Raw genomic sequence first — 25,562 nt, 5'->3', positions numbered from 1 at the left:
GGAAATGTGATGTTATCGAAACCATTTGCGATATCAGAGCTTAGCGACCCGTCCCAAATACGGGTCGTTTTGTATTCAGGGGAATGTTTTGTGCATGCGCCGCTTAATGGGATTTTAGATTTGTTGAAGGCGTCTTTGAAGTCAGAGCTTGATGGTTCATTTGAGGCTTTAGAAACTCAATTACAAACTTTAAGGGATGATGTTGAGGAACTGAAAGAGTGTTCATTTGATGAATTGCTCTGAACTGATGTGAGGATGAAAGAAATGGGGATACCAAATCACACACATGAATATTTATTACCTGTAGCAACAAAAGAAGAAATGCTAGAGGGGACTTCACAGGATGTTGTCGTTGTCCCAAAATTATTAGGAACAGCGTCTCTTTATGCTTATGAGGCTTTTGCGACAGCAGAACAAGGCGTGCATGCACAACAATCTTCTGAACGAGCAATTGGACTAGCCAATGGTGCGAAGCAAACTGCTGATGCTGCGAAAAGAGTAGCAGATGATGCCAAGGATTTAGCAGAGGCAGCGTCCAATGCCGCGAGGAGTGCGGTTTCTACAGCGAATGAATCGCATGAAACGGCAGAAGAGGCTCTCACCAAAGCGAGTGAAGCAAAAAGCAAAGCGGATAGTGCAGAGAGCACAGCAAATAATGCGCATGAAACGGCATCTGAAGCGAAGAGTGGTTCTGAAGAAGCCAAGCAAATAGCAGGAGAAGCCAAGAAGTTATCTGAATCTGCTACGACAGCAGCCAATGCCGCCAAGACAACAGCAGAGGAATCGAAAGCCTCCTCAGAAGCGGCCAAGATGAAGTCAGAAGCGGCCGAGAAGTTAGCACGAGAAGCCAAGAGTTTTGCGGAGGACACTAAAGATGCAGCCGATAGAGTGACGACAGCAGTCACGGAAAGCTCTCAAATAGTGACACAAGTTCAAAATACAGTAGAAACAGCTTTGACAGAAGCAAGAGAAGCCAAGGCAACAGCAGAGGATGCAAAAACACTTTCCGAACAAACCAAGAGTGCTTTTGATGATGCCAAGCAGGTGATAGGTGAGGTTAAGAGTGCTTCAGAAACAGCGACAGCGAGTAGTGGTCAAGCCCTCACGACAGCGAAGGAAGCTAAAACGACAGCTGAGACAGCATCTTCGGTAGCCGGTGATGCAAAAGAAACGGCATTGAGAGCGTTGACAGATGTCAATGGCCTTAAACAATCGGTTGAACATGTCAAGAATACAGCTGAGGCAGCCAAAAGGACAGCAGAAGGAGTAGAACAGAAGACTTTAACAGTAGAAACCGTTGCTACACAAGCCAAGACTAAAGCTGGTGAAGCCAAACAATTGGTTGAAGAAGTTAAGACGACAGCAGAAACGGCAGAAACGTTAGCGAATAATGCAAGGCAGTTAGCGGATAGAGCAAAAGACACAGCGGTGGAAGCGAAAAATAAAGCAGAGGATGCCCATGTGCTTTCGCAAGAAGCTAAGAGCACAGCAGAAACAGCAGAAGAGAAAGCCGCAAGAGCCGAAAAGAAGGCGGATGATGCGACAATCACAGCTTCTGAAGCAAAGACTATGGCGCAAGAGACAAAAAAGGCGTCAGAGACAGCGACAGCAACGGCGCAACAAGCGCAAGAGGATGCAGCAGCAGCCACAAGAGTAGCTAATGAAGCGAAAGCAGCAGCAGAACAGGCGGCGAGTGTTGATAAACAAGCGATGCATTCTGGTGATGAAGTTGTAAAAAACCTAGTGGAAGAAGCCAAAGAAACTTCGAAAGAAGCAAAACAGACAGCGGGTTTTGCAAAACATGAGGCGGATCAAGCACGGAGTAAGGCGGAAAAGGCAGAAAGCATAGCTTATGAAGCCATGAATAAAGCAGGTGAAGCGAAAGAAGCAGCGGATGGAGCAAAGGTTAAGGCGAGTTTAGCAGAGAGTGTGGCAGAAGAAGCAAAGAAGACAGCAGGAACGGCGCGAACAGAAGCGGATGAAGCGAGCGATGAAGCGAGTGCAGCGAAGGATGTAGCTAATAATGCGAAACTTATAGCAGAATCTGCGCAACGTGTAGCAGATGAGGCAAAAAAGTTAGCAGGAACGGCGCGAACAGAGGCGAATGAAGCCAAAGAAGTTTCGAAAGAAACAAAACAAACAGCGGGCTTTGCAAAACATGAGGCGGAGCAAGCGCGCAACAAAGCACAAAGTGCGGAGAATATAGCCTACCAAGCTTCGAATAAAGCTGAGGATGCGAAGCAAGTAGCGGATGGAGCAAAGGTCAAGGCAAATTTAGCAGAGAGTGCGGCAGAAGAAGCAAAGAAAACAGCAGCTGCAGCCAATTCACGAGCGTATGAAGCGAAGGATGAAGTAGATAAAGCGAAGGACGTAGCCAATAGTGCTAAATATATAGCAGAAGAGGCGAAGAAGGCAGCAGAAACAGCAGATAAAAAAGCAGCATCTTTAGAAGAAGAAGCGGAAGAAGCCAAAGAAACTTCGAAAGAAGCAAAACAAACAGCGGGTTTTGCAAAACATGAGGCGGATCAAGCACGGAGTAAGGCGGAAAAGGCAGAAAGCATAGCTTATGAAGCCATGAATAAAGCAGGTGAAGCGAAAGAAGCAGCGGATGGAGCAAAGGTTAAGGCGAGTTTAGCAGAGAGTGCGGCAGAAGAAGCAAAGAAGACAGCAGGAACGGCGCGAACAGAAGCGGATGAAGCGAGCGATGAAGCGAGTGCAGCGAAGGATGTAGCTAATAATGCAAAATCTACAGCGGAAAAAGCAAAAGAAACAGCAGAGCAGGCGAAGACGGTAGCCGATGAAGCCAAAACGATTGCTGAAGAAGCGAATAAATCGCTTATTTCGTTTAATTTTTCTGAGACAAGTGCAAAGATTGACCACCTTGAAAATGGCGTTACGTATCTTTACAATGCTTTGAAACTGATGAACTTAAGCGTCGTTGCGCGGTTTTCCCCATTTCTTGTAGCTTCTCAAAGAAAAGGAATAACGGTTAAGAAAGGAACGATATTTCAATTTTCGCATAATGGAAAAGATGATGATGAAAATCTTCGCATGTATCCAGTTTCTGAAGATAGTGAAAAGAGCATACCAATAGATCTTGAAGCAGGGAAAGATTATTACCTTTATCTTGTCGCTGATAATGATCAAATAAAAGCTATTTTTTCAGATAATGCGACTTATCCTGATGGTTATACAGCAAATAGTTCTGTTAAAATAGGAGGCTTTCATACGCTTTGTGCAGATGTTGGTACGATTGATGGTCATCCGTTATCCGGTTATCAAGCAGGAGATATATTGCCGAACTCTGTTTGGTGTTTGAATCACCGCCCACATAGTTCACCTGAAGGAATGGTCTACGATCCATCACAAGATCTTTGGGTTGATATTTATCTTCAGTCAGGCACTGGTGAAAATACGCGCTCGGCGTATGGTGTTCCTATCACGACGAACCGTACGTATATTGATCATGTATCAGATATGCAGCGTGTTAAGAAGTCCTTATTGAATGATGAGGAATTTGTCTCTGCGATGTATGGAAGTAATGACAAAACAAGTCTTAAAGGTAAGACCCCCCCCTCTCCGAAGACTTCAGGAGGTCACGTTGATACAGCAAATCGTCGTATGATCTCACATATCGGTTGTGAAGATGGTTGCGGATATCTTTGTCAATTTTTATCTGGAGCTTTTGCAATGCAAATACAGTCCAGTTCAACATTGTGGTCAAGTTTTAAGACAGAGATAAATGTTTTGGTAGGTGGAGGAACTTGGCAGGACGATACGAATAGCGGTCTGTTTTTTCGTAATGGTTTGTATTCTCGTACGTCTTCTGATGAAAAACTAGGAGCTCGAGGCTGTAGCCAACCACGGTGTTTTGTTTAGAGGGGGAGGAGATGATAGATTATCCAGAGCATTTAAATACGAAGCAAGATTATCTGAATATGCTTGAATTTGACAAGGTTGAAACGGTAAGAAGGTTAGAGCAGCTTTTAGCAATGCGTTTTTATTGGATCTTTGTTAAAGAGCTTGGAGAGGGAGAAGAGGGGATTGAAGATGAGAGGCATAAGGTTTGTCTAACAACAACCATGCCGCTTGATTCAAATGGTGATTTTGTAGCAAAGCGCACTCAATATGAATTACAGGAAAGCGAATATGCGCCGCTTTTTCAACTTGGCTTTCGTGTTGAAGAAGTCGAGCAACTGATCAAAGAGCATAGTCAATAGAGATCATAAAAAAACATTTTTATCCAGCCTCACTTTTGTGGGGCTTTTTTTTATGGAGCGTCAGATGAGAAAGATATCGAAAGAAGGATTAGAACTTATCAAACAATGGGAAGGTTTACATTTAGAGGCTTATAGAGATACGGCATGTGTTTGGACGATTGGTTATGGACACACCAGCAATGCGGGTCACCCCCTCGTCAAAAAAGGCATGTGTATCACACAAGAGCAAGCAGAAGAAATCCTTTGTGAAGACTTAAAGCAATTTGAGAAGACGGTAGAGGAATCGGTGCGTGTTTCATTAACGGATTGCCAATTCGCGGCATTGGTCTCGTTTTGCTATAACGTAGGAACAGCTGCTTTTCGCAAGTCAACATTATTGAAGAAGCTTAATCAAGGCGATTATGAAGCCGTTCCTGTTGAATTACAGAAATGGAATAAGGTGGGTGGGAAGCCTCTTGCTGGTTTAGCCAACCGTCGAGCAGCAGAAGCGGGATTATGGGCAAAAGGGGCTTATGTTTCTTCTAACTATCAATGCGTTGAAACGAAAGCGGCAACCGGACTTCTTAAAATAGAAGCGCTCGCCCCGATTATAGGTTCCTGTTCAGGTCTAGGAGGCTTGTTAGCGGGCAATGGTCCGGTGCAATGGGCATTAGCGGGCATCATGGTTTTAGCGGCATGTGTAGGGGTTGTGATTGTAGTCAAGCGTTTTCGGGAGCAACGCTTATGATTTTTTGGCTAAAGAAATATTCTCTTATGTTTACAGCGGCTTTAGCCGTTTTTTTTATGGCTTTAGCCAAGGCGTTTCACCTTGGCAAGCAAAGCGAACGGCAAAAGCAAACAGAGAATGCTTTAAAGACAGCAACAACGCGGCTTGAGGTAGAAAATGAAGTTAATCAAAAAAGTGATGCTGGTGTGCGCACTGAACTTTCTCGTTGGGTGCGCGGCAAATAGGTCTGTTTCTTGTGATGGTTGGTTGCCAATTTATTTGGATAATAAGGATGTTGCGGTCATCAGTTCCAACCTTGCAAGAGATATTTTGAAGCATAACAAACAGGGAGCACATTTATGTGGTTGGAAAGATGGTCAAGAAACGAAGCAACAAAGATAAAGATCTCACGGAAAAAGAACAACAGCTGCTTCACGAGATGATTGAGACCTACCAAGGTTTGAAGATGATGTCATGCTTCATGAAGTGGTTAGCATTCATTGTCTTTATGTTTATTATCGATTTCGCCCGCATTATGGACGCACTAGACAATATCTTCTCACACCTCAAAAAGTGGATAATCAAAAGTTAGTGCACTAAAAATCTTTTCTTTAAAATATGATGACACAAGAATTTACACAAACACTGTTTGCGTGGATGGGTGGTAAACACTATCTGCGTAAGAAAATTATACCGATTTTAAATAATATTAACCATCAAACCTATGTTGAACCATTTTTAGGTTCAGGTGTTATTTTCCTGAACAAACGACCAGCGAAATATTCAATCATTAATGATTTGAATGGAGAGATCACGAACCTATTTCAATGTGTTCAAAATAACTTTGATGAATTAGCCAAACGGCTGGAGTGGTTTGTTTGTTCGAGACAGTTGTTTTTTGAACTTGCTTCTATTGAACCAGAGAGCCTCTCCAAGGTTGAAAGAGCCGCACGTTTTTTGTTTCTCCAACGTTGTGTGATGTATGGAAAAAAAGATTATGTTTCTTTTAGCTTTGGAAGAAAAAGGCCTACAGTATTTAATCCCGATAAGCTTTTAGCAAGGATGTGGCGTGTAAGGCAAAAGCTTCTTGATACGACGATCTTAAATTTATCGTGGGAGCGTGTTGTCGAACTTTTTGATGCTCCAGATAGCTTGTTTTACCTAGACCCGCCTTATCTTGTAAAGAAGAAGTGTTACAGCTCTGGGAATTTTGTTGAAGATGATTTTGTGAGTATGGCAAAAGTTCTCAAAGGCATCCAAGGCAAATTTGTCTTGAGTCTGAATGATTGTGATGCGGTTCGAGAGATCTTTAGGGATTTTGATTTTTTAGAAGTAGAGACCATTTGGACCTCTGGTTTTGCTAAAAAACTTCCCCGAAAAGAACTCTTGATTCGCAATAATTGAGGAAAATCATAAAAAGATTTGTTAGAATCAGAAGAAATATTTCTTCTCTAATAGGACTTTTTATATGGTTACACCTTTTGGTAAAATTTTACGGAAACTTCGGGTTGATCACTCCGAACGCCTCTTAGATATGGCTAAAAAATTAGATATATCTGTAGGATTTTTATCATCTGTAGAAATTGGCAAAAAGTCTGTTCCTGTAGGACTGGAGGAAAAGATCATAGAGCTTTATGGTTTAGATAAAGCTATGGCTTCTCTCTTAAAAAAAGAAGCCTATTCTTGTCGAAAAAGCATCATAATAACGCCTTCTACTCCGTTGCAACGTGAAACTGTTGTTGCGTTTATGAGACTTTTAGATGGCTTACATCAGGAAGCGTTAGCAGACTTCAAAGAAGCATTAGAAATATTGTGCGAAGCGTGCTTTATAGAGAAATGTTAGAAAATCCTATTCCCTAACTTTTATCTATGTATCCCTCACCTTAAAAAAGATTATAAAGATCAATTGATTATATAGATCAAAATAAAGTTTGTTACTCCTGTTTGGCAGATTAATTTTAAATTTGGCAGTTTCAGGAGAAGATTTCTATCAACCATGGTCCGCTCTCTGATTAAGATAAGAATATCTATCTCTTTGAGCTTATCTTCTAAATCACATTCTTTAGCTAAATTATTTATAACAAGCACTTCATGCGATTTCATTAATTTTGTAATAGACTGTAATGTTAGGGTGGCTTTTTGATAGTCATCTGGAATTAATATTTTCAATTTAAATCTCCCGTTTCATTCATCAATATTTGAGCTCATTATTTCATTTCTAAAACAACCAAAAAGCAATCTCATCGCTGATATTTTGACATAACGCCAAGCCTATTAACAAATTATACCCCTTGATTTCATTGTTGTTTCTAGCAATAAGAATAGCATTAATCAGTTAGTTTTTATAAACTTTAAAACATTGCGACAAAAAGTTTGACTCAGTAGATGGAGAATTGCGCTTTTCTCATATTCTAGAGGACGGACCTGAAGTGCTACGCTGGACTGAAACCCATGTCCCAGTTTTCTTATAATAGACTACCAAGAAGGCCATACTTACGAACCAGATTTTATTGTCGAAACAGAAAACGCTACATAAACGCTACATATTTGTGCGAGATAAAGCGTGCTTCATATAAGCGTGATGTCTCTCTTTATTCGTTGAGATATAACTTATTTGTAGCATGAAGAGTAAATTTATTAAAATCATGATAAGAGGGAGATAGGAAATATATAGGTGTATCATCATAGGATTAAGTAGTTTTTTTGAGAGCTATTTCTATTTCTGCCAAAAGGTTTTTGATATATTTAATTATTATTTCGTAATAGTGGATGTACTTTATTTTTATGTGCAAGAAAGCTGAGTGATTGTGTAAAATAGTATTCATAAAATTACATTATTTTTATCCTGTTAAGGACATTTTTTCTAGCGAGGGTTTTGCAATTGCAATGCTCTTTTTCTCATTCTAAATTTTGGTTAGAAAAAGCGTATATAGGTGTTATTTTAAATTTAAGACATGCATATTCCATTGTTGGTGTTACTGTTGTAAAAAATGATATTTTATTTGATAAGCATAAGGTGTTACCAAGAAGATCGATGTATAGATAAAATTTAGATTGTTACAATATCTTGAAAAAGCAATGGGTAAATAATTGATAATTGTGCTATGAAAGTTGTTAGATGGGCGTGTGTCAGCAATTCTTAATAAAAAAGTTTTTCTTGATAGTTGGTTTTTTTCAAAATACTACTCTTTTTATGCAAATCTTATGTTGGTAAGCCATGCAATTTTCACCGGAACAGGATAATGCATTGAAGGCTGTTGCTGCGTGGTTGAAAGAGGGCCGTTCTCCACTTTTTCGCCTCTTTGGCTATGCGGGGACGGGTAAGACAACGCTGGCACGCTATTTTGCTGAAACAGTTGATGGTTCTGTTCAGTTTGCTGCTTTTACAGGCAAAGCGGCACAGGTTTTGCGCTCTAAAGGTGCCAGTAATGCTTGTACTATTCATTCGTTGATTTATTGTCCGCGTGGGGAAGAAGAAGTTTCCGATGAAGTTACGGGAAAGAAGTCTATTGCACCGACATTTGCATTAAATCGGAGGAGTGCGGCTGCACAAGCTAAGCTCATTATTGTTGATGAATGTTCAATGGTAGATGAAAAATTGGCGCGTGATTTAATGAGCTTCCGGACGCCAATTCTTGTTCTTGGTGATCCAGGTCAATTGCCTCCTATATCAGGTGGAGGATTTTTTTCTAATGGAGAACCAGATTTTCTTCTTTCAGAAATTCATCGGCAAGCGCGGGATAATCCGATTATACGTCTTGCTATGGATGTGCGTGAAGGACGCGATATTGCTTATGGTGACTATGGAGAAGCGCGCATTGTTACACGTAAAGAGGTCAATCAACAATTGGTTTTAGAGGCTGATCAGCTTTTGGTAGGGGTTAATCGTACACGCTACCTTTATAATCAGCGTTTGCGTGTGTTAAAAGGATTTACAGCAGATTACCCACAAGTAGGAGACAAGCTTGTGTGCTTGCGCAATGATCCCGCTAAAGGTTTGTTGAATGGCTCTTTATGGAAGGTGATGACTTCGCAGAAGGAAACAGTTAAACCGGGTGTTAATCTTCTCGTTAAGCCAGAAGAGAGTGAACGTGGAGTGGTGAAGATTAAGCTTTTAAAAGCAGCATTTGAGAGTCCTGAGAATGAGGTTTCATGGCACTTAAAAAAAAGGTATGATGACTTTGATTATGGCTATGCATTAACTGTTCATAAAGCGCAAGGGTCTCAATGGGACAATGTGGTTTTATTTGATGAAAGTTTTGCATTTCGTGACATGCATGCGCGCTGGCTTTATACGGGAATTACCCGTGCAGCAAAGCGTCTCATAATTGTTCGATAAAAAATTTTATTTTTTAGGATTATACTGGTGAATGTATCTTTTTTCTTTCTTTAAGAGTTATAGACAAAAATAGGAGTGTGCATGGCAGTAAAACTTTCGGTTAATCTCAATGCTATTGCTGTTTTGCGCAATCGGCGTAATCTTCCATGGCCAAGTATCAAAGATATGGGGTGTATAGCGCTTACAGCTGGAGCAGCAGGTTTAACGGTTCATCCACGGCCGGACGAACGACATATTCGTTTTTCTGATTTGCCGGACATACATCGTTTAATTAACAGTTCTTTTCCTATGGCTGAGTTTAATATTGAAGGTTATCCAAGTGATACATTTTTGGATATAGCAGAAAAGTATGCTGATCAGATTACTCTTGTTCCTGATGATCCAGCGCAGTCAACTTCTGATCATGGTTGGAATTTTGCTTATGATGCGGAATTTTTGGCACCCGTTGTTCAGCGTTTGAAAGAAAGAAAAATTCGTGTGTCGTTATTTGCTAATCCTCTTGTAGAGGGTCTTGATATTGCTAAAGCGATTGGTGCTGATCGTGTGGAATTTTATACTGGGCCTTATGGGGGGGCATTTCAGGATAAGATAAAACAGGATCAAGAGCTCAATAAACTTGTTTTAGCAGCAAAAAAAGCCAAAGAACTGCAATTAGGTATCAATGCAGGTCATGATTTGACGATTGCTAATCTTACTGCTCTTGTCAATCGTATTCCTTGGCTTGATGAAGTTTCTATTGGCCATGGGCTTATTGCTGATGCATTAGAATATGGAATGCATGAGACTGTTCAACGTTTTGTCCGGTTGTTGTGTTAACTTTTTTCTTTATTCAATTTTGCGGATGATGTCTTATAAGGCTCTATTAATTTTGTACATGATGAAATAAATAACACTGCTCTGTTGGCGATATATTGATTTATGGCCCACTATATTTTTTTAGCGCATTAACTGTTTTTATCTTCATACTCTCGATTAGGATAGATTTTTTTAGTTAAAATCTTCCTACGTGATCTTTAAAGGAGAGATAAAAACAAGATTTTACAAATATTATTTTTATCAAAAAATTATATAGAACTTTGTATGAGTGCTGTTTTTTATAGTCAGAAATGTGAAGTTAAATTTTTACGCTAGAGTGTATAGAAATACACTGCTCATTTTATAATTTTTCTTGCTATCCACTTTAATTTAGTTCATGCTGAAGGGGCGTATGGTGTATCTTAATTTCAAGAATACAAGAGCTTATCATGCGAAAAAGAGTAGAATTTTAGAGCGTGTATTTTTCTTCGGAAACGTTGTTTTTCATAATGCTTCGTTTTATAGAGTAGCGGTTGAAGTCTATTTTTGATCTGGATATTTTGGGGAAGTTTGGGATCATATTTTTTGTGTAGAAGATTTAAACTTTAGAGATTATTCAGATGTCGTGTTTTTATGAATAATGATGTGGTTATTCATAGTGTGCGAAGTGCGGAGGGGTAGCTTTTTTTCTTCAATAAAAAATTTAAATTTAGTTTAAATGTAAATATAAGGAAATATTTTCATGCGTGTTTATTATGATCGTGATGCGAACGTTAATTTGATTAAAGAGAAAAAAGTAGCCATTGTTGGTTATGGTTCACAAGGGCGTGCCCATGCTTTAAATCTAAAAGATTCCGGTGTGCAAAATGTGCAAATTGCTTTGCGCTCAGGGTCGGCAACAGCTAAAAAGGCTACCGCGGATGGTTTTGAGGTTGTTAGTGTTGCTGAAGCAGCAAAATGGGCAGATCTCATTATGATGGCAACACCAGATGAGTTGCAAGCTGATATTTATAAAGAGCATATTCATGATCATTTACGTGACGGAGCCGTGATTGCTTTTGCGCATGGTTTGAGTATTCATTTCGGCTTAATTGAACCTAAAGAAACAGTTGATGTTGTGATGATTGCCCCTAAAGGTCCAGGTCATACAGTGCGCAATGAATACCAACGTGGTCGTGGTGTTCCTTGCTTAATTGCGATTGCACAAGATGCTTCAGGACATGCTCATGATGTAGCATTGTCTTATGCATGTGGCCTTGGTGGTGGACGTGCTGGGGTGATTGAAACAACATTTAAAGAAGAATGCGAAACTGATCTTTTTGGTGAACAAGCTGTTCTTTGTGGTGGTCTTGTTGAGCTTATTCGCGCAGGTTATGAAACACTAACGGAAGCAGGTTATGCACCGGAAATGGCTTATTTTGAGTGTTTACATGAGGTTAAATTGATTGTTGATCTCATCTATGAAGGTGGCATTGCAAATATGAATTATTCGATTTCCAATACGGCTGAATGGGGCGAATATATGTCTGGTCCACGCGTGATTACTGATGAAACAAAAGCAGAAATGAAGCGTATTTTGAAGGATATTCAGACGGGTAAATTTACGTCAAATTGGATTCAAGAGTATAAAGCTGGTGCAGCTCATTTTAAAGGCATGCGGCGTTTAAATGATCATCATCCTATCGAAGAAGTTGGCAAAAAACTCCGCTCTATGATGCCTTGGATAAAATCTAACGCTTTAGTTGATAAAGAGCGTAATTAAAGCCATAGAAATTTCCATGTAAAAAGCTCTTATGCTTTATCTAAAAAAAGGGTAACTTTAGTTACCCTTTTTGATATGCTTTTCATACATAGGCTTTATTTCTCAGGTTTTTGTGTTTGCAAACTCTTTTTTCCAAAAATAAAGTATACAATTCCTAAAAAGATAAACCACACTGGAGTATATTTGAGAGATATTGCAGTATCTTCTTCTAATGACAATAAATAAATAATGAATACAAAAAAGATTAGAAGAGTCCAACACATAAAAATACCTCCAGGCATTTTATAAGGAGATACGGCATGTTGGAGAGGACGGCTGCGACGATAGACAATATAGCTGATCAAAATTATAGACCATACAAATATGAACAAAATTGCTGCAATTGTGGTCACAATTGTAAAAGCACCTATGATTGTTGGTGATAGCGATAAAACTGCATAACTTAATAAGATGCATAAACAGGAAAAGAATAATGCGTTGGCTGGAACGCGGTTGCTAGAAAGTTTTCCTAAAAATTTAGGTGCTCCCTTTTGCATTGCGAGACCGTATATCATGCGGCTGGTAGAAAAAATACCACTATTGGCTGAAGATGCGGCAGCTGTTAGAACAACAAAGTTCATCAAACCAGCAGCGGTTGGAATACCAATAAGTGCATACATCGTTACAAATGGGCTTTTTTCTGGAATGATTTGATTCCAAGGGGTAACGGACATAATCACAATGAGAGAGAAAATATAAAAGAAAATAATGCGGATCGGTATCGAATTGACAGCTTTGGGCAAAACTTCTTGTGGTTCTTTGACTTCAGCTGCAGTTGTTCCAGCGAGTTCGATGCCAACAAAAGCAAAAATAACAATTTGAAATCCGGCAAAAAATCCTGTAATGCCTCGAGGAAAGATATTTCCACCGTTCCATATGTTGCCAAGGGAGGCAACGGTGCCGTTTGGGGAGGTAAAGCCTGTAAAGATCATGTAAAATCCTACAATAATTAATACTAAAATTGCTAGGATTTTGATAAGACCAAACCAAAATTCGAGTTCGCCAAATAGTTTTACGGCTACGAGGTTAAATATTAAAAAGGACAGAAGACCTATGAGAACAGGAATCCACGAATTGAGTTCAGGCCACCAAAAGTGTGTATAACTGACAATAGCAATAATTTCAGCAGTTCCGGTTACAATCCAGCACAACCAATACGTCCAGCCGATAAAAAATCCGACACTTGGACCAAGAAGATCGGTTGAAAAATCAATAAAAGATCGATACTGCGTATTAGAAAGCAGTAATTCTCCCATAGCACGCATTACGAAGTATATAGCGCAACCAATAATGGCGTAAATTAATAAGATTGAAGGACCAGCGACGCTAATTGTTTTTCCTGATCCCATAAAAAGGCCTGTTCCAATAGCTCCACCAAGGGCTATAAGTTGGATGTGGCGATTATCTAGTCCACGTTGCAATTTTTTCTTAGGTTTTTTTTCTAAGTTTTTTTTATAGTTCATTTTAAGGAGGTTCCCTTTAATTATTTAAGATAAAAATTACCCTGAAAAAAGGTAATCCCTCTTATCCAATCATGATATGACTGAAGAGTAAAGGAAAGAAAGCTTTTTTTATGATTCTATGTGGACGAAGAAAAGGAATATGAAATTAATGGAAGTGTGCTCTTTTACTGAAAAATAACGTAACAGGAATTTGAGTGCGGAGTTTTAAGTATAGCTTTGATGGCGATGAGAAGACATACTATGATTGATTAGACAATCGCTCTTGAGCTGCTAAATCTTCGTAAGAAACCGCTGGGATTATCGATAGGTGGATGAAAAAATTTGAAGTGAAATAATGCGTTTATATTATACTTATCCTCTATGATTAAGTACAAATCGTTTTAGTTTTTATGGTGGGTGGGAGGATTTTTAATTTTTTCAGATAGAGTGTGGGGTTGTTATCTTCTTAAAAAAAATTCACGGTAAGCAATTTTGAAATGATTTCTTTATGAACTATTCTAATTACGGTAGGGGATAGAAATAAAGAGAAAAATTCTGCTATTAATTTTCAGAAGGATATTTTTGATTTCAATATACCAATGTCGTTGATTGGAATGGAGGGTTGGTTCACGGTTATTTATTTTTATTTGTTAGCATAAACGAGAGAGATTTCTTTTCTTTTGCACAAAAGAAATGAGAAATACAGTAGGATTTTTTATTCTGAAATTGTGAACAAGAATTCTGTTCAGCTATTTGCACATTGGGTAAAACTTATGAAAATTTTATATTGATTATACAGTACAGAAGCTTTTTAAGATATGGTAGAGAAATGAAGAGTGTTTGTGATTTTTTTACTTCTGTAGAGATTGGTAAAAAAGAGAAAATTTTTTGAGTTTTTTATGTTTTTAAAATTTCGGAAAGTCGTTTTTGAAAAAACAAAAAAATAAAACTTGCCCTCCAATAAAAAAAGATCTCTATCACTTTTTTTATTGGAGATGGCTGTAAATTTGTATTTTTTTGATTACTTAATGTGCTTTTCAGTTTCAAGAGGAAGTTGGGGAAACTTCCGTTTTATGCTGCTTTGTATAAATGCTAGTGCTTTTGTTAATCAAAAACTTTATTGAAGCCCCCAGAGGATTCTATTAAAAAAAACCAATGCTCTCTATATAAAAAGGGTAACTTTCTTACCCTTTTTTGACATGCTTTTTATGTACAGGCTTTATTCGTTATTTTTAGCTGTTTTTTTTCTTAGAAAGATAAAATACGTTACGCCTAAGAAAGCAAACCATACTAGACTATATTTAAAGGCTATGAAAGTATCATGTTCTAATGTCAACAAATAGAGCATAAAAGCAAAAAAAGCTAAAATAGCCCAGCATGCGATAACACCTCCTGGCATTTTATAGACAGATTCAGCATGTAGTTGGGGGCGATTGCGACGATACACAATATAGCTCACTAGAATTACAGACCATACGAATAAAAATGCAATAGCTGAAATACTGGTCACAATTGTAAAAGCACTTATGATACTTGGGGAGAGCGATGTAATTGTGTACCCTAATAAAATACACAAGCAAGAAAAGAACAGGGCGTTGGCTGGGACATGGTATTTGGAAAGTTTTCCCAAAACACGAGGTGCTCCTTTTTGCGTTGCAAGCCCATATATCATGCGACTGGTAGAAAAAATACCACTATTTGCGGAGGAGGCAGCAGATGTTAGAACAACAAAATTCACTAAACCAGCAGCTATCGGAATGCCAGCAAGCCAAAACATCTCAACAAAGGGACTTCTATCTGGAATAACTTGATCCCAAGGTGTGACGGACATAATCACAATAAGAGAAAAGATATAAAAAAATACAATACGAACCGGTATTGCATTAATTGCTTTTGGTAGAACTGTTTTAGGGTCTTTAACTTCAGCTGCAGTTGTTCCGGCAATTTCTATACCAACAAAAGAAAAGATGGCAATTTGAAAACCAGCAAAAAAACCGGTGATTCCCCGAGGAAATATATTTCCATCGTTCCATACATGATTGAGAGAGGCAACAGTACCATTGGGAGAGGTAAAGCCAGTAACGATCATATAAAACCCTACAACAATTAATACTAAAATCGCTACAATTTTGATAAGACCAAACCAGAATTCAAGTTCACCGAACATTTTTACAGCAAAGAGATTGAAGACTAAAAAGAAACCAATACAAGAAAAAACAACAACCCATGGATTGAGTGTTGGCCACCAAAAATGCATATAAGTGATGATGGCAATAATATCTGCTGCTCCAGTTACAACCCAGCTCAACCAATAGCTCCAGCCAACAAAAAAAGCAATTCCTGGTCCTAGCATATCCGTTGAAAAATCAACGAGAGACCGATATTGTGAATTAGAAAGCAATAATTCTCCCATAGCACGCATTACGAAGTATAAAGCGCAACCGATAATAGCATAAACGAGTATAATAGAGGGGCCTGCTACGCTAATTGTTTTTCCTGACCCCATGAAAAGGCCTGTTCCAATAGCTCCACCAAGAGCTATAAGTTGTACGTGACGGTTATCTAATCCCCGTTGCAATTTCTTTCGAGGATCATCTTCTAAATTTTGTTTATAGTTCATTTTTTGGAGGTTCCCTTTAATTATTTAAGATTCAAATTATATTGAAAAAAGTAACCCGCATATCGAAGCATGATATGAGTGAGTCGTAAAGGAGAAAAACATTTTTTATGATTTCATGTGGAAAAAGGGAAAGCATATTGAATCAATAGCGATGTGATTATTATTACTTCAAAATAACCTAACTAAAGTTTGAGTATGGAGTTTTGATTATAGCTTGGATGACTTATCAATAGTTAATAAGAAAACGCAACTGTAATTAGACAGTCACAATTGAGATACTGAACAATTTATAAAAAATGTGTAGACTGCCTGTAGGTTATAAAAAACTTGAGATGAAGCTCAGAGAATTACATTGTTTTTTTGCATGATTTCTTCATGGGAAGTTATCGTTACGATAGAAGGATAAGAATAAAGAAGCAAACTCTGATATCAATTTCCAGAAGAATATTGTTAATTTAATGATATCTATGTCATTGAGCAGTGTTCAGAGGTGGTCCATGATTATTCTTTGTTTTAATTTTTACTAAAAGACAATTTTTATGGATGGTTTATCCAGAATAAAGAAAGTGAATAGAGCACAAAATTATTTTAGCAACGTCAGTAAAGGGAATACTGGATAGACAAGGGAAATGGTACTTGCAATAAGTACTCTAAAACTAGAGAATTTTGGATAGTCCTTGTAGTTTGATACTGGGTTTTGTACTAAGTTGGAAAAGGTGGGGGTCTGTAGGAATATATAATAATTAATTGTTTTTATAGATATTTTGTTACCATTAATGCACGCTTTGCCAAATTGGTTTTTTATACTTAAAAATCAAATTAGAACAGTAAGAGGCTATTTAGAGGCTATGTTTAAAGCCAATCCGAATATTGCCAAATATGATCCACTTTTGCCACCGAGGTTAAATATTACCTTTCCTAAATTTGTACTTCACAATCCCCAAAGCACAGTGAAATGATTATGAGATTAATTTTTATTCAATATGTTGATTTATAAATATAATTCATTGTTTTTTAACTTAAGTGCAAGTCCCCAATATCGTAAGATTCTCTCATTGCAAATCTGTTTATGTTGAAATCAAAAAATCATTCCCTTGCACATCACAAGCTGGGTTGGCGTGTGAATAAAAACACTGAAAGAAAGGAGTAAAAATGTCTCTTATGAACCGTCTCAATGCAATGGCTGTCGTAACATGGGGGCTGGCAAATATAATGATGGCATTGATTTGCATTTTCATAAAGCGTAAGGATGATTGTGTTCAATGTATTATTACTATTCATGAATGCCGTCGTGAAATGGTCTTTGGTGCTTTGAGAGAGAAATGTTTTTTTTGAACAAAGTCCGTGAATGTGCAACACAATGGCGTTCTGTTTTGCATGAGGAGCATGACCCCATTAAAGAAGGTAGAGAAACAAAAGCGTAAGGTAGTGCGGAATCTCCATTATTTAAAAGGTATTGCTGTGGATACTTTTGAAGGTCGTAAAGCTGAGCTAACAGGTGATCATAAAGATGGGTTTTGGTTTTTACCTTTACGGATTTATCTTCTTCCTAAATTAGGCTGTGCTGTATATTCGTTTCAGAGATTACTCAAACGGACATGCGCAATGTGCTTGCTCCTATTTGGCATACAAAAACTGGGGTTACTCCTAGGGCTCTTATCCTTCTTACTCTTTGCCTTAAATATGCTGCTGCGTTAGGATTGGATGTTGATTTACAAGCAACAGCAAAAGCATGCGTTCTCTTAGGTAAACAACGCCATAAAACGTAAAATATGCCGGCTATAGATTGGAGAGATATTTTGGCTTTTTATAAAAAACTGAGTGTAACACCTACAATAACACAACTGGCTTTATGTTTGCTTATCCTTACAGACGTTCGCACAAATCTCTAGTATCATATCCATAAAGATCGGATTGATGGTGATATATGGGCTATTTCTGCTGAGAATATGAAAGGAAAGCATGATATTACACCAGACTTTCGCATGCTCTTATTATCAGAAGCAATAAAAATTCCCGAGCAAGCACGCATGCTTTCTCGCAATGATTTTTTTGCTAGAGGTCATGATCTCATTTACTTATGTCACTTGTCAAGGTTAAGAGATGGGGTACAGTACTCCATTATTTATGGATAACGTTTTTTCTCTTATGCAGCCTCTATAAGACTCATAAAGAGTTACATCATAAAGTGTGCTATAACATACTGTTTTATATATAAAGTTACTTTTCAATGATTCAAAAATATGGTTAATAAAGGGTTATTGTTTATTCGTATTTTTTACCATTGAAAGGATTAGTTATAATAGAAAATGATATTCTTCTTACTGACCGTGAAAGTGCAAAACTGCTTCCTATGAGTGTTTCGGCATTCAGGCATCATATGATCACTAGATCTTTACTAAAATCCTTAACACTTTCTTTTATTCCATTGTTTACAAACAGATTTTATGAATGTAATGGAGAAATGCAAGAAGCAACGTGATAGCGACGCTGCATAAAAAATTGTCATGTAAGGACATGACAAGGCTTTTTATTTTCATACCAATTGTGGATAACAAAACCCGTCCTGTGGCGCGACATTATGGGATAAAAAATGTACAATTATATAAATACACAACACCTTGCGTGGTAAAAGTTTAACGCATTCCCTGCTGTTATACTACCTCACAGATATTATTGAGATGGTGAATTAAGAAAGCAACTCCACCATTTCAAGCGAAAGCAAAGAGGGAGGATTGTTGATTACACCAGCAGCAACACTTAAGGCTGACATTCCGGTTGATCTTTATTCTCTCTACAATAAGGGCTATTTAGGCGTTTCTCAACACTTCGCTGAGGAATAACAGCGTCAGGTTGACAAATGGGAAGATTATAAACTTTATACTTTTCACGCTCACACCAATGCGGCTCTTGAAATTTATTACTAAATCCCGCTTGGATCATGCAAGCATCAACCAATGCATCCATATTGAGTTTTTCAGGGATGCTTAAGTCTTTTTCTGAAGAAAAACTAGAAAAGGTTTGCACTCCACATTCTAACAACGCTTTTTTTATCTCAAGCCTATCTGCACCAGGCTTTTCCCACACATCTACAACCGTTTGAGAAGGTCGATCTTCGAAACAGCCAGATATAATGAGCAATGCTATTCCGCTCAATAATTTTAAGATTTTCTTCATTTTCTTCTCTATGAATAACTCTTTATACTATAAACAATCCCATATATTTTTATAGTTTCTCACTTCAAAAACAATCATGGATATTGTTGACACTTAATATAGAAAAAAACCTCTTGTGAGGCAACCTCATAGAAGAGGAAATACACAATTATATGAATGCTCAGGGTATAGCAAATACTTTGCGTAGGGTCTGGCATGGGGTGTTGTGAACTTATCTATTTTTCTGCCCATGATGGTAGGTTGTTTAGTTTATTCCTTGCTAATGGAAATGATGAGCAGTTATTGCTTTATTTCTATGCCGGCTGTTCTTTTAGAGAGATCATAGAAGCCCTCATAAGAATCGGTTGCTTTGGTAAACAGGCGTTTTTTGATTATAAAACTTATGGCCAAAATCTTTCTTTTCAAATTTAAAGCAGTTATAGTTGAAGAAAAACAAAAAGCAGATAAAGCCACAAGAGATTTTGAACCAAAGCTAACCGATTAAATATACCTTAGCAGAGGCCATTTTATGCATTCAAGGTGTCACTTGTGAACTATCTCCCAACTTATACTTTGATGACAAATGTTTATCTCCCTCTGAGAAAATTCTGTCCGCGTTGGTTGCTCTGATTAAGGGCGGTGGTTCATTTGTAATTCATAGGGACTTTTTAAAAGCCAATGGAGGCAAAACAGATCAGTTGCCGGAAAAAGCCATGTTGGGATCTGTGGTTGGCGGTGCTGTGTGTTTAAGCCACGCCAATGAACAACACTTTGTCATTTGTGAAGGAAGTGAAACCAACTTAGCTTGTCTGTCTGGTTTGTTATCGGAGTCTGTCACCCTAATTATGGGCATCCATTTCAACCACTGGAATGATGCGTGTGAGTTTACCCAATACCAAAGCCCGTCTCGCGAGGGCAATGGATGAGGCTAGTCGTAAAGCAGGTTTTAATCTTGCAACGCGTGCATATAAACAAGACTTTGATGTTTCTATGATGCACGCTTCGCATGGCTTAGATTTTAAAACTTTTTATTTTCTGAGAAGAACGTGATATGAAATAAGATAATAATACTGATGTAGTCAATAACAATGAAAATACTTCTGTAAATGATAATGGCTCTTAAAAAAACAATGTTTTTTAGAACCCATTCCTTATGAAATGGCATTGTTCTTTTATCTGTAGAACCTTTTCACCCTGCACAAGTTCCAACCGCACTGGGAAGATATATTTACGATATTACTGATCGTCAACAATCTTCTGTCGATTTTGTTGCTGTTTCTTCTCTATGTGGTTTGGCTCCGTAATTGGCAAGGGGGGGCGGATAGCTCTAAAATAGCATGATGATTGGCAAATTGTTTCTAATCTCTGGGGTGCCATGATTGGTAGATCTTCTGCTATGAAATTATTAGCTATGAAAAAGGAGTATAAAACTTCACTTAGATACAGATGAAGTATGGGATTGTACGTTCTTTATTAAGGCTCTGCATTTACTAAGTTTTTAATTTGGGAAAGAGAAATAAAGACGTTGTTTCTCTCTGTTATTTTTTTTAAGTTGCAATCTCTATTGTCTACATCTACTGAGCGGAGTGTTCTGTTGGAACGTTTCAAATAGCGGGTTAGGGCTTATTAATTTTAGGGTGTTTTTGCTTTTTATTTAGGAACAATGGTGCCATAATGATTATTTCCTCAACATTTGATTACCGCAAAGCAGCAGAACGTCGGCTTCCTCCTTTTCTTTTCCATTATATTGATGGAGGAGCTTATGCTGAGGAAACATTGCGGCGCAATTTTACAGATCTTCAAGAACTTGCACTGCGTCAAAGGATTCTAAGGCAGGTTGGTGAAGTTGATCTTTCAACCAAGCTTTTTGATCAAACACTTGATTTGCCAATTGTTCTTGCACCTGTTGGATTAACGGGTATGTATGCGCGTCGTGGTGAGGTAAAGGCCGCGCGTGCAGCAGTTTCGAAAGGCATTCCTTTTACATTATCTTCGGTTTCAGTGTGTTCCATTGCAGAAGTGCAAGAAGCGGTTGGAAATGCATTTTGGTTTCAACTGTATGTTCTCAAGGATCGTGGGTTCATGCGTGATGTATTGGAGCGGTCTTGGGGGTCTGGTGTGCGTACATTGGTTTTTACAGTTGATATGCCGGTTCCTGGTGCGCGTTATCGTGATGCGCATTCAGGGATGTCAGGGCCTTATGCTGGATTGCGCCGGATTTTACAAGCTTTTTCACATCCGCACTGGGCTTGGAATGTTGGTGTTATGGGGCGTCCGCATGATCTTGGAAATGTTTCTACTTATCTCAAAAAGAAGATTACATTGGAAGATTATGTTGGTTGGCTTGGCGCAAATTTTGATCCCTCAATTGGTTGGTCTGATTTGCAATGGATTCGAGATTTTTGGAAGGGAAACATGATTCTAAAAGGTATTCTCGATCCACGAGATGCGCGAGAAGCAGTGCAATTTGGTGCTGATGGTATTGTTGTTTCCAATCATGGTGGACGCCAACTTGATGGTGTCTTGTCAACTACACGAGCACTGCCGGCAATTGCGGAGGCAGTACAGGGTGATGCGACCATTTTAGTTGATTCTGGTATTCGTTCTGGGCTTGATGTTGTACGCATGATAGCACAAGGTGCGGATGCCGTTATGATTGGTCGTGCTTTCGTATATGCACTTGCTGCAGCGGGTGAGAAAGGTGTTGCTCACCTGCTTGATCTTTTTGCTAATGAAATGCGGGTTGCCATGACATTGACTGGAGTGCGTGCCATTAAAGAAATCACACGTGAGAGTTTAGCAAGTACAGATGCTCTTATTCAATGAAGGAAATGTATGATACGCGTTTTCTCTTTGAAAAAAATAATCTCGTTTTTGAATACAAAAAGAGTATGATTTCATGTGCTTATATGTTTTGTTTTAGCATCCTCAGTGATTTATAGTGTTTTTTAGTTGATGAATACATTTGAATGCAGGCTGATATTTTTTAGTAGATTACTGCATTGCTAACACAGTTTCGTTATACTATCTCTACTGCTTCCATAGTTTGCTAAAACGTCTAATTGGCTTCCATTACAAATTGACTCATCTGGTATTCCTAGTGCTACAAATTTGCATGTAATGCTACGTTCCATAAGCAATCTAGCTATTGCATCTCCGAGCTCTCCATTTATGCTATGTTCTTCACAGACAAGAACAGATCGATGGGATTGGCATAGCTTTAGTACAGATGTCTTATCCAAAGGTCGAATTGTTGGTACACTTATAACTCTTGAGGTAACTTCATATTTTTGGAGTTCTTCAGTGGCATCGAGACAAATCTGGACAGTCTCTCCAGTTGCAAGCAAGAGAATATCCTTTCCCTCTTTTATAACAGAAGCTTTCCGAATATCGCTTTTTGAAGCATCACTATGAATATTTGTAACGCATGCTTTCCTAAACGTATATAAGCAGGCATAGGATTACTTAAAGTAGAGAGAATTGCAGCTTCTGTTTCTTTATTATCAGCAGGAGCAATAGTGCGTATGTTAGGAATGGCACGAAGCGAAGCAAAATCAGAAATGGCATGATGAGTAGCCCCAAGTGACCCATAGCTAATCTCAGCATTAATACCAATTAACCGAACAGGATTTTCACAATAAGCAACATCTACCTTTATTTGTTCAAGTGCACGCGTTATCAAAAAACAAGCCTGCGAAACAACAAAGGGCTTTTTTCCACATGAAGCAAGACCAGCAGCAACACCTACCAAATTTTGTTCAGCAATTCCAACTTCTACAATACACTCTGGATAGCGCTTTGCGAATTGGTCAATCTTCTCAGATATTCGTAAATCAGCCGTTAAAACAACAATATCCTTATCAAATTGCGCTATTTTTATAAGGGTCTTATTGACAATTTCGAGGTTGGAAAATTTCACAGCAGTTTGTGTCTGTTGATGAGGATTATCAATGTTCATGGTCTTGATGTTTATTATCGATTTTGCCCGTCTCATGGACGCACTCGAGAATATCTTCTCACACTTCAAAAGATGGTTAACAAAAAGTTGATAGCTTGTCACCTAAATCGCTTTATAATATAATGCAAAATGTTTTTATTATGCATACGATATGATATCTTTCTCTAAAATGCTACTGAGGATTGTATGATATTTACTTCATTCAAATTAGAAAATTTTCGAGGGATTTCCCAACCTGTAGAAATAGACCTTACAAAGGGGAATACTTCTTTTCCTTTTGTTCTTGTAGGTAATAATGAATCAGGGAAAACTACAATTTTAAAGGGTATTCATTATATATCGGTTCTTTGTCAAGGGGAAACGTTATCGGAAGATTTTTTTACTTTTATTCGTCCAAAACGTGCTTTTTTTAATGACAAAGTCACCTTGTCTGCATGTATTTCTTATGATGTTGACGATATGAAGGCGTTGAAGTGTCACAAGAAAATCATTTGTGGTGAAAATAAGGAAAACAACCAAGGAACATTTGAATTGTCTTTTGTTTATGAATTTAAAAAAAGTGCATGCATTGAAGACAGTGTATACATCAATGACACACAAGTACAAAAAAGTCATTCTATTATGATATGGATAAGGGAACGCCTTGCTGAGATCGTCTACTACGATGATTTTATATTTGATGTACCTGAAAAAATTAGATTTTTAAAGAAGAGCCATAATGGAGATAGTAGCTTAGCACAGGACGCACTTTTAACCTCACCAATCAATCTCCAATGGCAGAAAATCTTTAATGATCTGCTTATAGGCGGGCACATGAATGATAACAATATAAAGAATAAAGAAAAAAATCTTGATATTAGTTTTCAGGAAGATATTGTCGATTGTGATGACAACGATGCTGTTAAGCAGCGTATAGGATTGATCAATGGTTATTTGAAGTCAGTAGTGAAGGAAGGTTGGGTGGATATTACTGAAGGGAAGAGCCTTTTTGATGATTGTATAATAGAAAAATCTAATAGTGATCACGATACTGATAGTGGTTTTGTAGATTATTGTTTACAAATTAAAGCAAATAACCTCTTTTTTTATTTACATGAGAGAAGTAAAGGGTTTCGTTGGTTTTTTTGTTTTAAAGTCCTTACAGAAGTTCGCAGGCATAGAAGCAAAAATGGAATAGTTTTTTTATTGGATGAGCCAGCAAATAATTTACATATTCATCCACAGAGAAAAATATTAAGCTCTTTACAAACTTTATCGAGCATAAAGGGCAATAAAGTAATTTATTCGACGCATTCCCCTTATCTTATTAACGACGATAATTTGGATAATTTGTTTACCGTACGTAATGAAGCAAATGATTTTGAAGCGCCTCGAATTGTTTGTGAAAGGTTTCTGGAATTAACTACATCTACTGAAGAAACTGTGAGGGCTGTTGAGCCTATTGTTCAAAAAACATGGATTACACAACTTAGAATAGGGGCTGATTGGATTATTGAAAAATTTAATGGGGCTGCTGCTAATGCCAAGAAAGTAAATCACATTGTTGATTGCGTGAAACATGTTATTGGTGGATAATTTTCTCAGTTTATGTCGTAAAGCTTATACCCTTACGAGCTTTATTTAAATGCTAACTCCATTTGGCAAAACCTTACGCAAACTTCGCATTGATCACTCCGAACGTCCTCTTAGATATGGCTAAGAAATTAGATATATCTGTGTCATTTGTAGAGATTGGTAAAAAATCTGTACCTATTGGCATGGAAGAAAAGATCATAGAGCTTTATGGTTTAGATAAAGCTATGGCGTCTCTCTTAAAGAAGGAAGCCTATTCTTGTCGAAAAAGCATCATAATAACGCCTTCTACTTCGTTGCAACGTGAAACTGTTGTTGCGTTTATGAGACTTTTAGATGGCTTACATCAAGAAGCGTTAGCAGAATTTCAAAGAAACATTAGAAACATTGTGCGAAGCGTGCTTTATAGAGAAATGTTAGAACCTATTCCCTCACTTTTATTTACGCATCCCTCATCTTAAAAAAACATATGGAAAATCAATAAGTTATTTGTGATAGAAAAGAATGTGGCTCCCCGGGCCGGATTCGAACCAGCGACCAACCGGTTAACAGCCGGTTGCTCTACCACTGAGCTACCGGGGAACAGTGTTCAATGTATTTAACTGCAAGGGCTATAGCAAAGCAATACTGATTTGCAAAGGGTAAAATTAATTTTTTTTAAAAAAATGTCGGAAATTGTATAATAAAGAGGAAAAAAGGTTAGAGAAAATTTCTATACCTTGACGGATGCGTTGCCTTCCCTTATTGACACTTCATATATTTGTTGACGAGGCCTCGTGGCGGAATGGTTACGCAGAGGACTGCAAATCCTTGTATCCCGGTTCGATTCCGGGCGAGGCCTCCAGCCGATTTTAAACAAAATTGCCTTTAAGGGATAATATGTGCAAGTGAGCTGTTGCTTTTCATGGTAAAAACGCTTCGCCGTGGGAAATAGTACAATTAGAATTTCATTG

General features: G+C 38.0%; 22 protein-coding genes, 2 tRNA genes and 3 pseudogenes. 20 read left to right on the top strand and 7 right to left on the bottom strand.

What is annotated here, in order from left to right:
* The first annotated feature begins 9 nt into the window (after positions 1-9).
* The 8 genes from ACKC4Y_RS04925 to ACKC4Y_RS04890 all read left to right on the top strand — a co-directional run bounded on the left by ACKC4Y_RS04925 (position 10) and on the right by ACKC4Y_RS04890 (position 6,769).
* Positions 10-243 carry a hypothetical protein gene (locus ACKC4Y_RS04925; RefSeq protein WP_409360713.1) on the top strand — a complete coding sequence of 78 codons (234 nt, stop codon included), beginning with the start codon at positions 10-12 and terminating at the stop codon, positions 241-243.
* A 21-nt stretch (positions 244-264) separates the two neighbouring features.
* Positions 265-3,879, top strand: coding sequence for a phage major tropism determinant (locus ACKC4Y_RS04920; RefSeq protein ID WP_409360712.1), 3,615 nt, complete (start codon positions 265-267; stop codon positions 3,877-3,879).
* Between the two features lie 11 nt (positions 3,880-3,890).
* The gene (locus tag ACKC4Y_RS04915) at positions 3,891-4,220 is read left to right on the top strand and encodes a hypothetical protein (protein WP_409360711.1); all 330 of its coding nucleotides are present in this window, start codon (positions 3,891-3,893) and stop codon (positions 4,218-4,220) included.
* Positions 4,221-4,284: 64 nt separating this feature from the next.
* Positions 4,285-4,947, top strand: a complete 663-nt coding sequence (locus tag ACKC4Y_RS04910) for a lysozyme (protein ID WP_409360710.1) — start codon at positions 4,285-4,287, stop codon at positions 4,945-4,947.
* The gene (locus ACKC4Y_RS04905) at positions 4,944-5,171 is read left to right on the top strand and encodes a hypothetical protein (RefSeq protein ID WP_409360709.1); all 228 of its coding nucleotides are present in this window, start codon (positions 4,944-4,946) and stop codon (positions 5,169-5,171) included. The genes ACKC4Y_RS04910 and ACKC4Y_RS04905 overlap by 4 nt, the downstream gene beginning before the upstream one ends.
* A 116-nt stretch (positions 5,172-5,287) precedes the next feature.
* The gene (locus tag ACKC4Y_RS04900) at positions 5,288-5,518 is read left to right on the top strand and encodes a hypothetical protein (RefSeq protein WP_409360708.1); all 231 of its coding nucleotides are present in this window, start codon (positions 5,288-5,290) and stop codon (positions 5,516-5,518) included.
* Between the two features lie 26 nt (positions 5,519-5,544).
* Positions 5,545-6,330: a DNA adenine methylase gene (locus ACKC4Y_RS04895; protein WP_409360707.1), complete on the top strand. Its 786-nt coding sequence runs from the start codon at positions 5,545-5,547 to the stop codon at positions 6,328-6,330.
* A 64-nt stretch (positions 6,331-6,394) separates the two neighbouring features.
* On the top strand, positions 6,395-6,769 hold the full coding sequence (locus ACKC4Y_RS04890) for an XRE family transcriptional regulator (protein ID WP_409360706.1): 375 nt from the start codon (positions 6,395-6,397) through the stop codon (positions 6,767-6,769).
* A 59-nt stretch (positions 6,770-6,828) separates the two neighbouring features.
* On the opposite strand, the gene ACKC4Y_RS04885 is transcribed toward ACKC4Y_RS04890, so the two are convergent.
* A complete protein-coding gene (locus tag ACKC4Y_RS04885) occupies positions 6,829-7,095 on the bottom strand; it encodes a hypothetical protein (protein WP_375626552.1) in 267 nt (88 codons plus the stop codon).
* 1,048 nt (positions 7,096-8,143) lie between these two features.
* Between ACKC4Y_RS04885 and ACKC4Y_RS04880 the strand changes: the two genes are divergently transcribed.
* The 3 genes from ACKC4Y_RS04880 (at position 8,144) to ilvC (ending at position 11,822) form a co-directional block, all read left to right on the top strand.
* A complete protein-coding gene (locus tag ACKC4Y_RS04880) occupies positions 8,144-9,265 on the top strand; it encodes an ATP-dependent DNA helicase (RefSeq protein ID WP_409360705.1) in 1,122 nt (373 codons plus the stop codon).
* Positions 9,266-9,346: 81 nt separating this feature from the next.
* Positions 9,347-10,081: a pyridoxine 5'-phosphate synthase gene (locus ACKC4Y_RS04875; protein ID WP_409360704.1), complete on the top strand. Its 735-nt coding sequence runs from the start codon at positions 9,347-9,349 to the stop codon at positions 10,079-10,081.
* A 721-nt stretch (positions 10,082-10,802) separates the two neighbouring features.
* Positions 10,803-11,822 carry a ketol-acid reductoisomerase gene (gene ilvC, locus ACKC4Y_RS04870; RefSeq protein WP_409360703.1) on the top strand — a complete coding sequence of 340 codons (1,020 nt, stop codon included), beginning with the start codon at positions 10,803-10,805 and terminating at the stop codon, positions 11,820-11,822.
* Between the two features lie 95 nt (positions 11,823-11,917).
* On the opposite strand, the gene ACKC4Y_RS04865 is transcribed toward ilvC, so the two are convergent.
* Entirely contained in the window at positions 11,918-13,324 is a 1,407-nt protein-coding gene (locus ACKC4Y_RS04865) for an amino acid permease (protein ID WP_409360702.1), read from the bottom strand.
* Positions 13,325-14,522: 1,198 nt separating this feature from the next.
* The gene (locus tag ACKC4Y_RS04860; protein ID WP_409360701.1) at positions 14,523-15,923 is read right to left on the bottom strand and encodes an amino acid permease; all 1,401 of its coding nucleotides are present in this window, start codon (positions 15,921-15,923) and stop codon (positions 14,523-14,525) included.
* Positions 15,924-16,699: 776 nt separating this feature from the next.
* On the opposite strand from ACKC4Y_RS04860, the gene ACKC4Y_RS04855 reads away from it, so the two are divergent.
* The 3 genes and pseudogenes from ACKC4Y_RS04855 to ACKC4Y_RS04845 all read left to right on the top strand — a co-directional run bounded on the left by ACKC4Y_RS04855 (position 16,700) and on the right by ACKC4Y_RS04845 (position 18,421).
* A complete protein-coding gene (locus tag ACKC4Y_RS04855) occupies positions 16,700-16,882 on the top strand; it encodes a tail protein X (protein ID WP_409360700.1) in 183 nt (60 codons plus the stop codon).
* A 193-nt stretch (positions 16,883-17,075) separates the two neighbouring features.
* Positions 17,076-17,977, top strand: a pseudogene (locus ACKC4Y_RS04850) (integrase); the annotation flags it as partial.
* Positions 17,978-18,222: 245 nt separating this feature from the next.
* A pseudogene (locus ACKC4Y_RS04845) lies at positions 18,223-18,421 on the top strand (helix-turn-helix transcriptional regulator).
* 262 nt (positions 18,422-18,683) lie between these two features.
* Here ACKC4Y_RS04845 and ACKC4Y_RS04840 read toward each other — a convergent pair.
* Positions 18,684-19,100, bottom strand: a complete 417-nt coding sequence (locus ACKC4Y_RS04840; RefSeq protein ID WP_409360699.1) for a hypothetical protein — start codon at positions 19,098-19,100, stop codon at positions 18,684-18,686.
* Between the two features lie 195 nt (positions 19,101-19,295).
* On the opposite strand from ACKC4Y_RS04840, the gene ACKC4Y_RS04835 reads away from it, so the two are divergent.
* From ACKC4Y_RS04835 to lldD, 3 genes are all read left to right on the top strand, one after another.
* On the top strand, positions 19,296-19,511 hold the full coding sequence (locus ACKC4Y_RS04835; protein ID WP_409360698.1) for a hypothetical protein: 216 nt from the start codon (positions 19,296-19,298) through the stop codon (positions 19,509-19,511).
* A gap of 68 nt (positions 19,512-19,579) precedes the next feature.
* Positions 19,580-20,005: a DUF7146 domain-containing protein gene (locus ACKC4Y_RS04830; protein ID WP_434735288.1), complete on the top strand. Its 426-nt coding sequence runs from the start codon at positions 19,580-19,582 to the stop codon at positions 20,003-20,005.
* A 748-nt stretch (positions 20,006-20,753) separates the two neighbouring features.
* Positions 20,754-21,905 (top strand): FMN-dependent L-lactate dehydrogenase LldD, encoded by a 1,152-nt coding sequence (gene lldD, locus ACKC4Y_RS04825; RefSeq protein ID WP_409360696.1) that lies wholly within the window; start codon positions 20,754-20,756, stop codon positions 21,903-21,905.
* 179 nt (positions 21,906-22,084) lie between these two features.
* On the opposite strand, the gene ACKC4Y_RS04820 is transcribed toward lldD, so the two are convergent.
* Positions 22,085-22,426, bottom strand: a complete 342-nt coding sequence (locus ACKC4Y_RS04820; RefSeq protein WP_409360695.1) for a transketolase C-terminal domain-containing protein — start codon at positions 22,424-22,426, stop codon at positions 22,085-22,087.
* 20 nt (positions 22,427-22,446) lie between these two features.
* Positions 22,447-23,031: a transketolase family protein gene (locus tag ACKC4Y_RS04815; protein WP_409362148.1), complete on the bottom strand. Its 585-nt coding sequence runs from the start codon at positions 23,029-23,031 to the stop codon at positions 22,447-22,449.
* Between the two features lie 192 nt (positions 23,032-23,223).
* On the opposite strand from ACKC4Y_RS04815, the gene ACKC4Y_RS04810 reads away from it, so the two are divergent.
* Positions 23,224-24,612, top strand: coding sequence for an ATP-dependent nuclease (locus ACKC4Y_RS04810; RefSeq protein WP_409360694.1), 1,389 nt, complete (start codon positions 23,224-23,226; stop codon positions 24,610-24,612).
* Positions 24,613-24,661: 49 nt separating this feature from the next.
* A pseudogene (locus tag ACKC4Y_RS04805) lies at positions 24,662-25,070 on the top strand (XRE family transcriptional regulator).
* A gap of 46 nt (positions 25,071-25,116) precedes the next feature.
* On the opposite strand, the gene ACKC4Y_RS04800 reads toward ACKC4Y_RS04805, so the two are convergent.
* Positions 25,117-25,191: transfer RNA gene (locus ACKC4Y_RS04800), tRNA-Asn, on the bottom strand.
* A gap of 188 nt (positions 25,192-25,379) precedes the next feature.
* Here ACKC4Y_RS04800 and ACKC4Y_RS04795 point away from each other — a divergent pair.
* Positions 25,380-25,453 (top strand) — tRNA-Cys (locus ACKC4Y_RS04795).
* Positions 25,454-25,562: the final 109 nt, after the last annotated feature.

The sequence above is a fragment of the Bartonella heixiaziensis genome (genome assembly GCF_046245125.2).
Lineage (GTDB): Bacteria > Pseudomonadota > Alphaproteobacteria > Rhizobiales > Rhizobiaceae > Bartonella > Bartonella heixiaziensis.
This window is presented reverse-complemented; position numbering and strand designations above follow the sequence as displayed.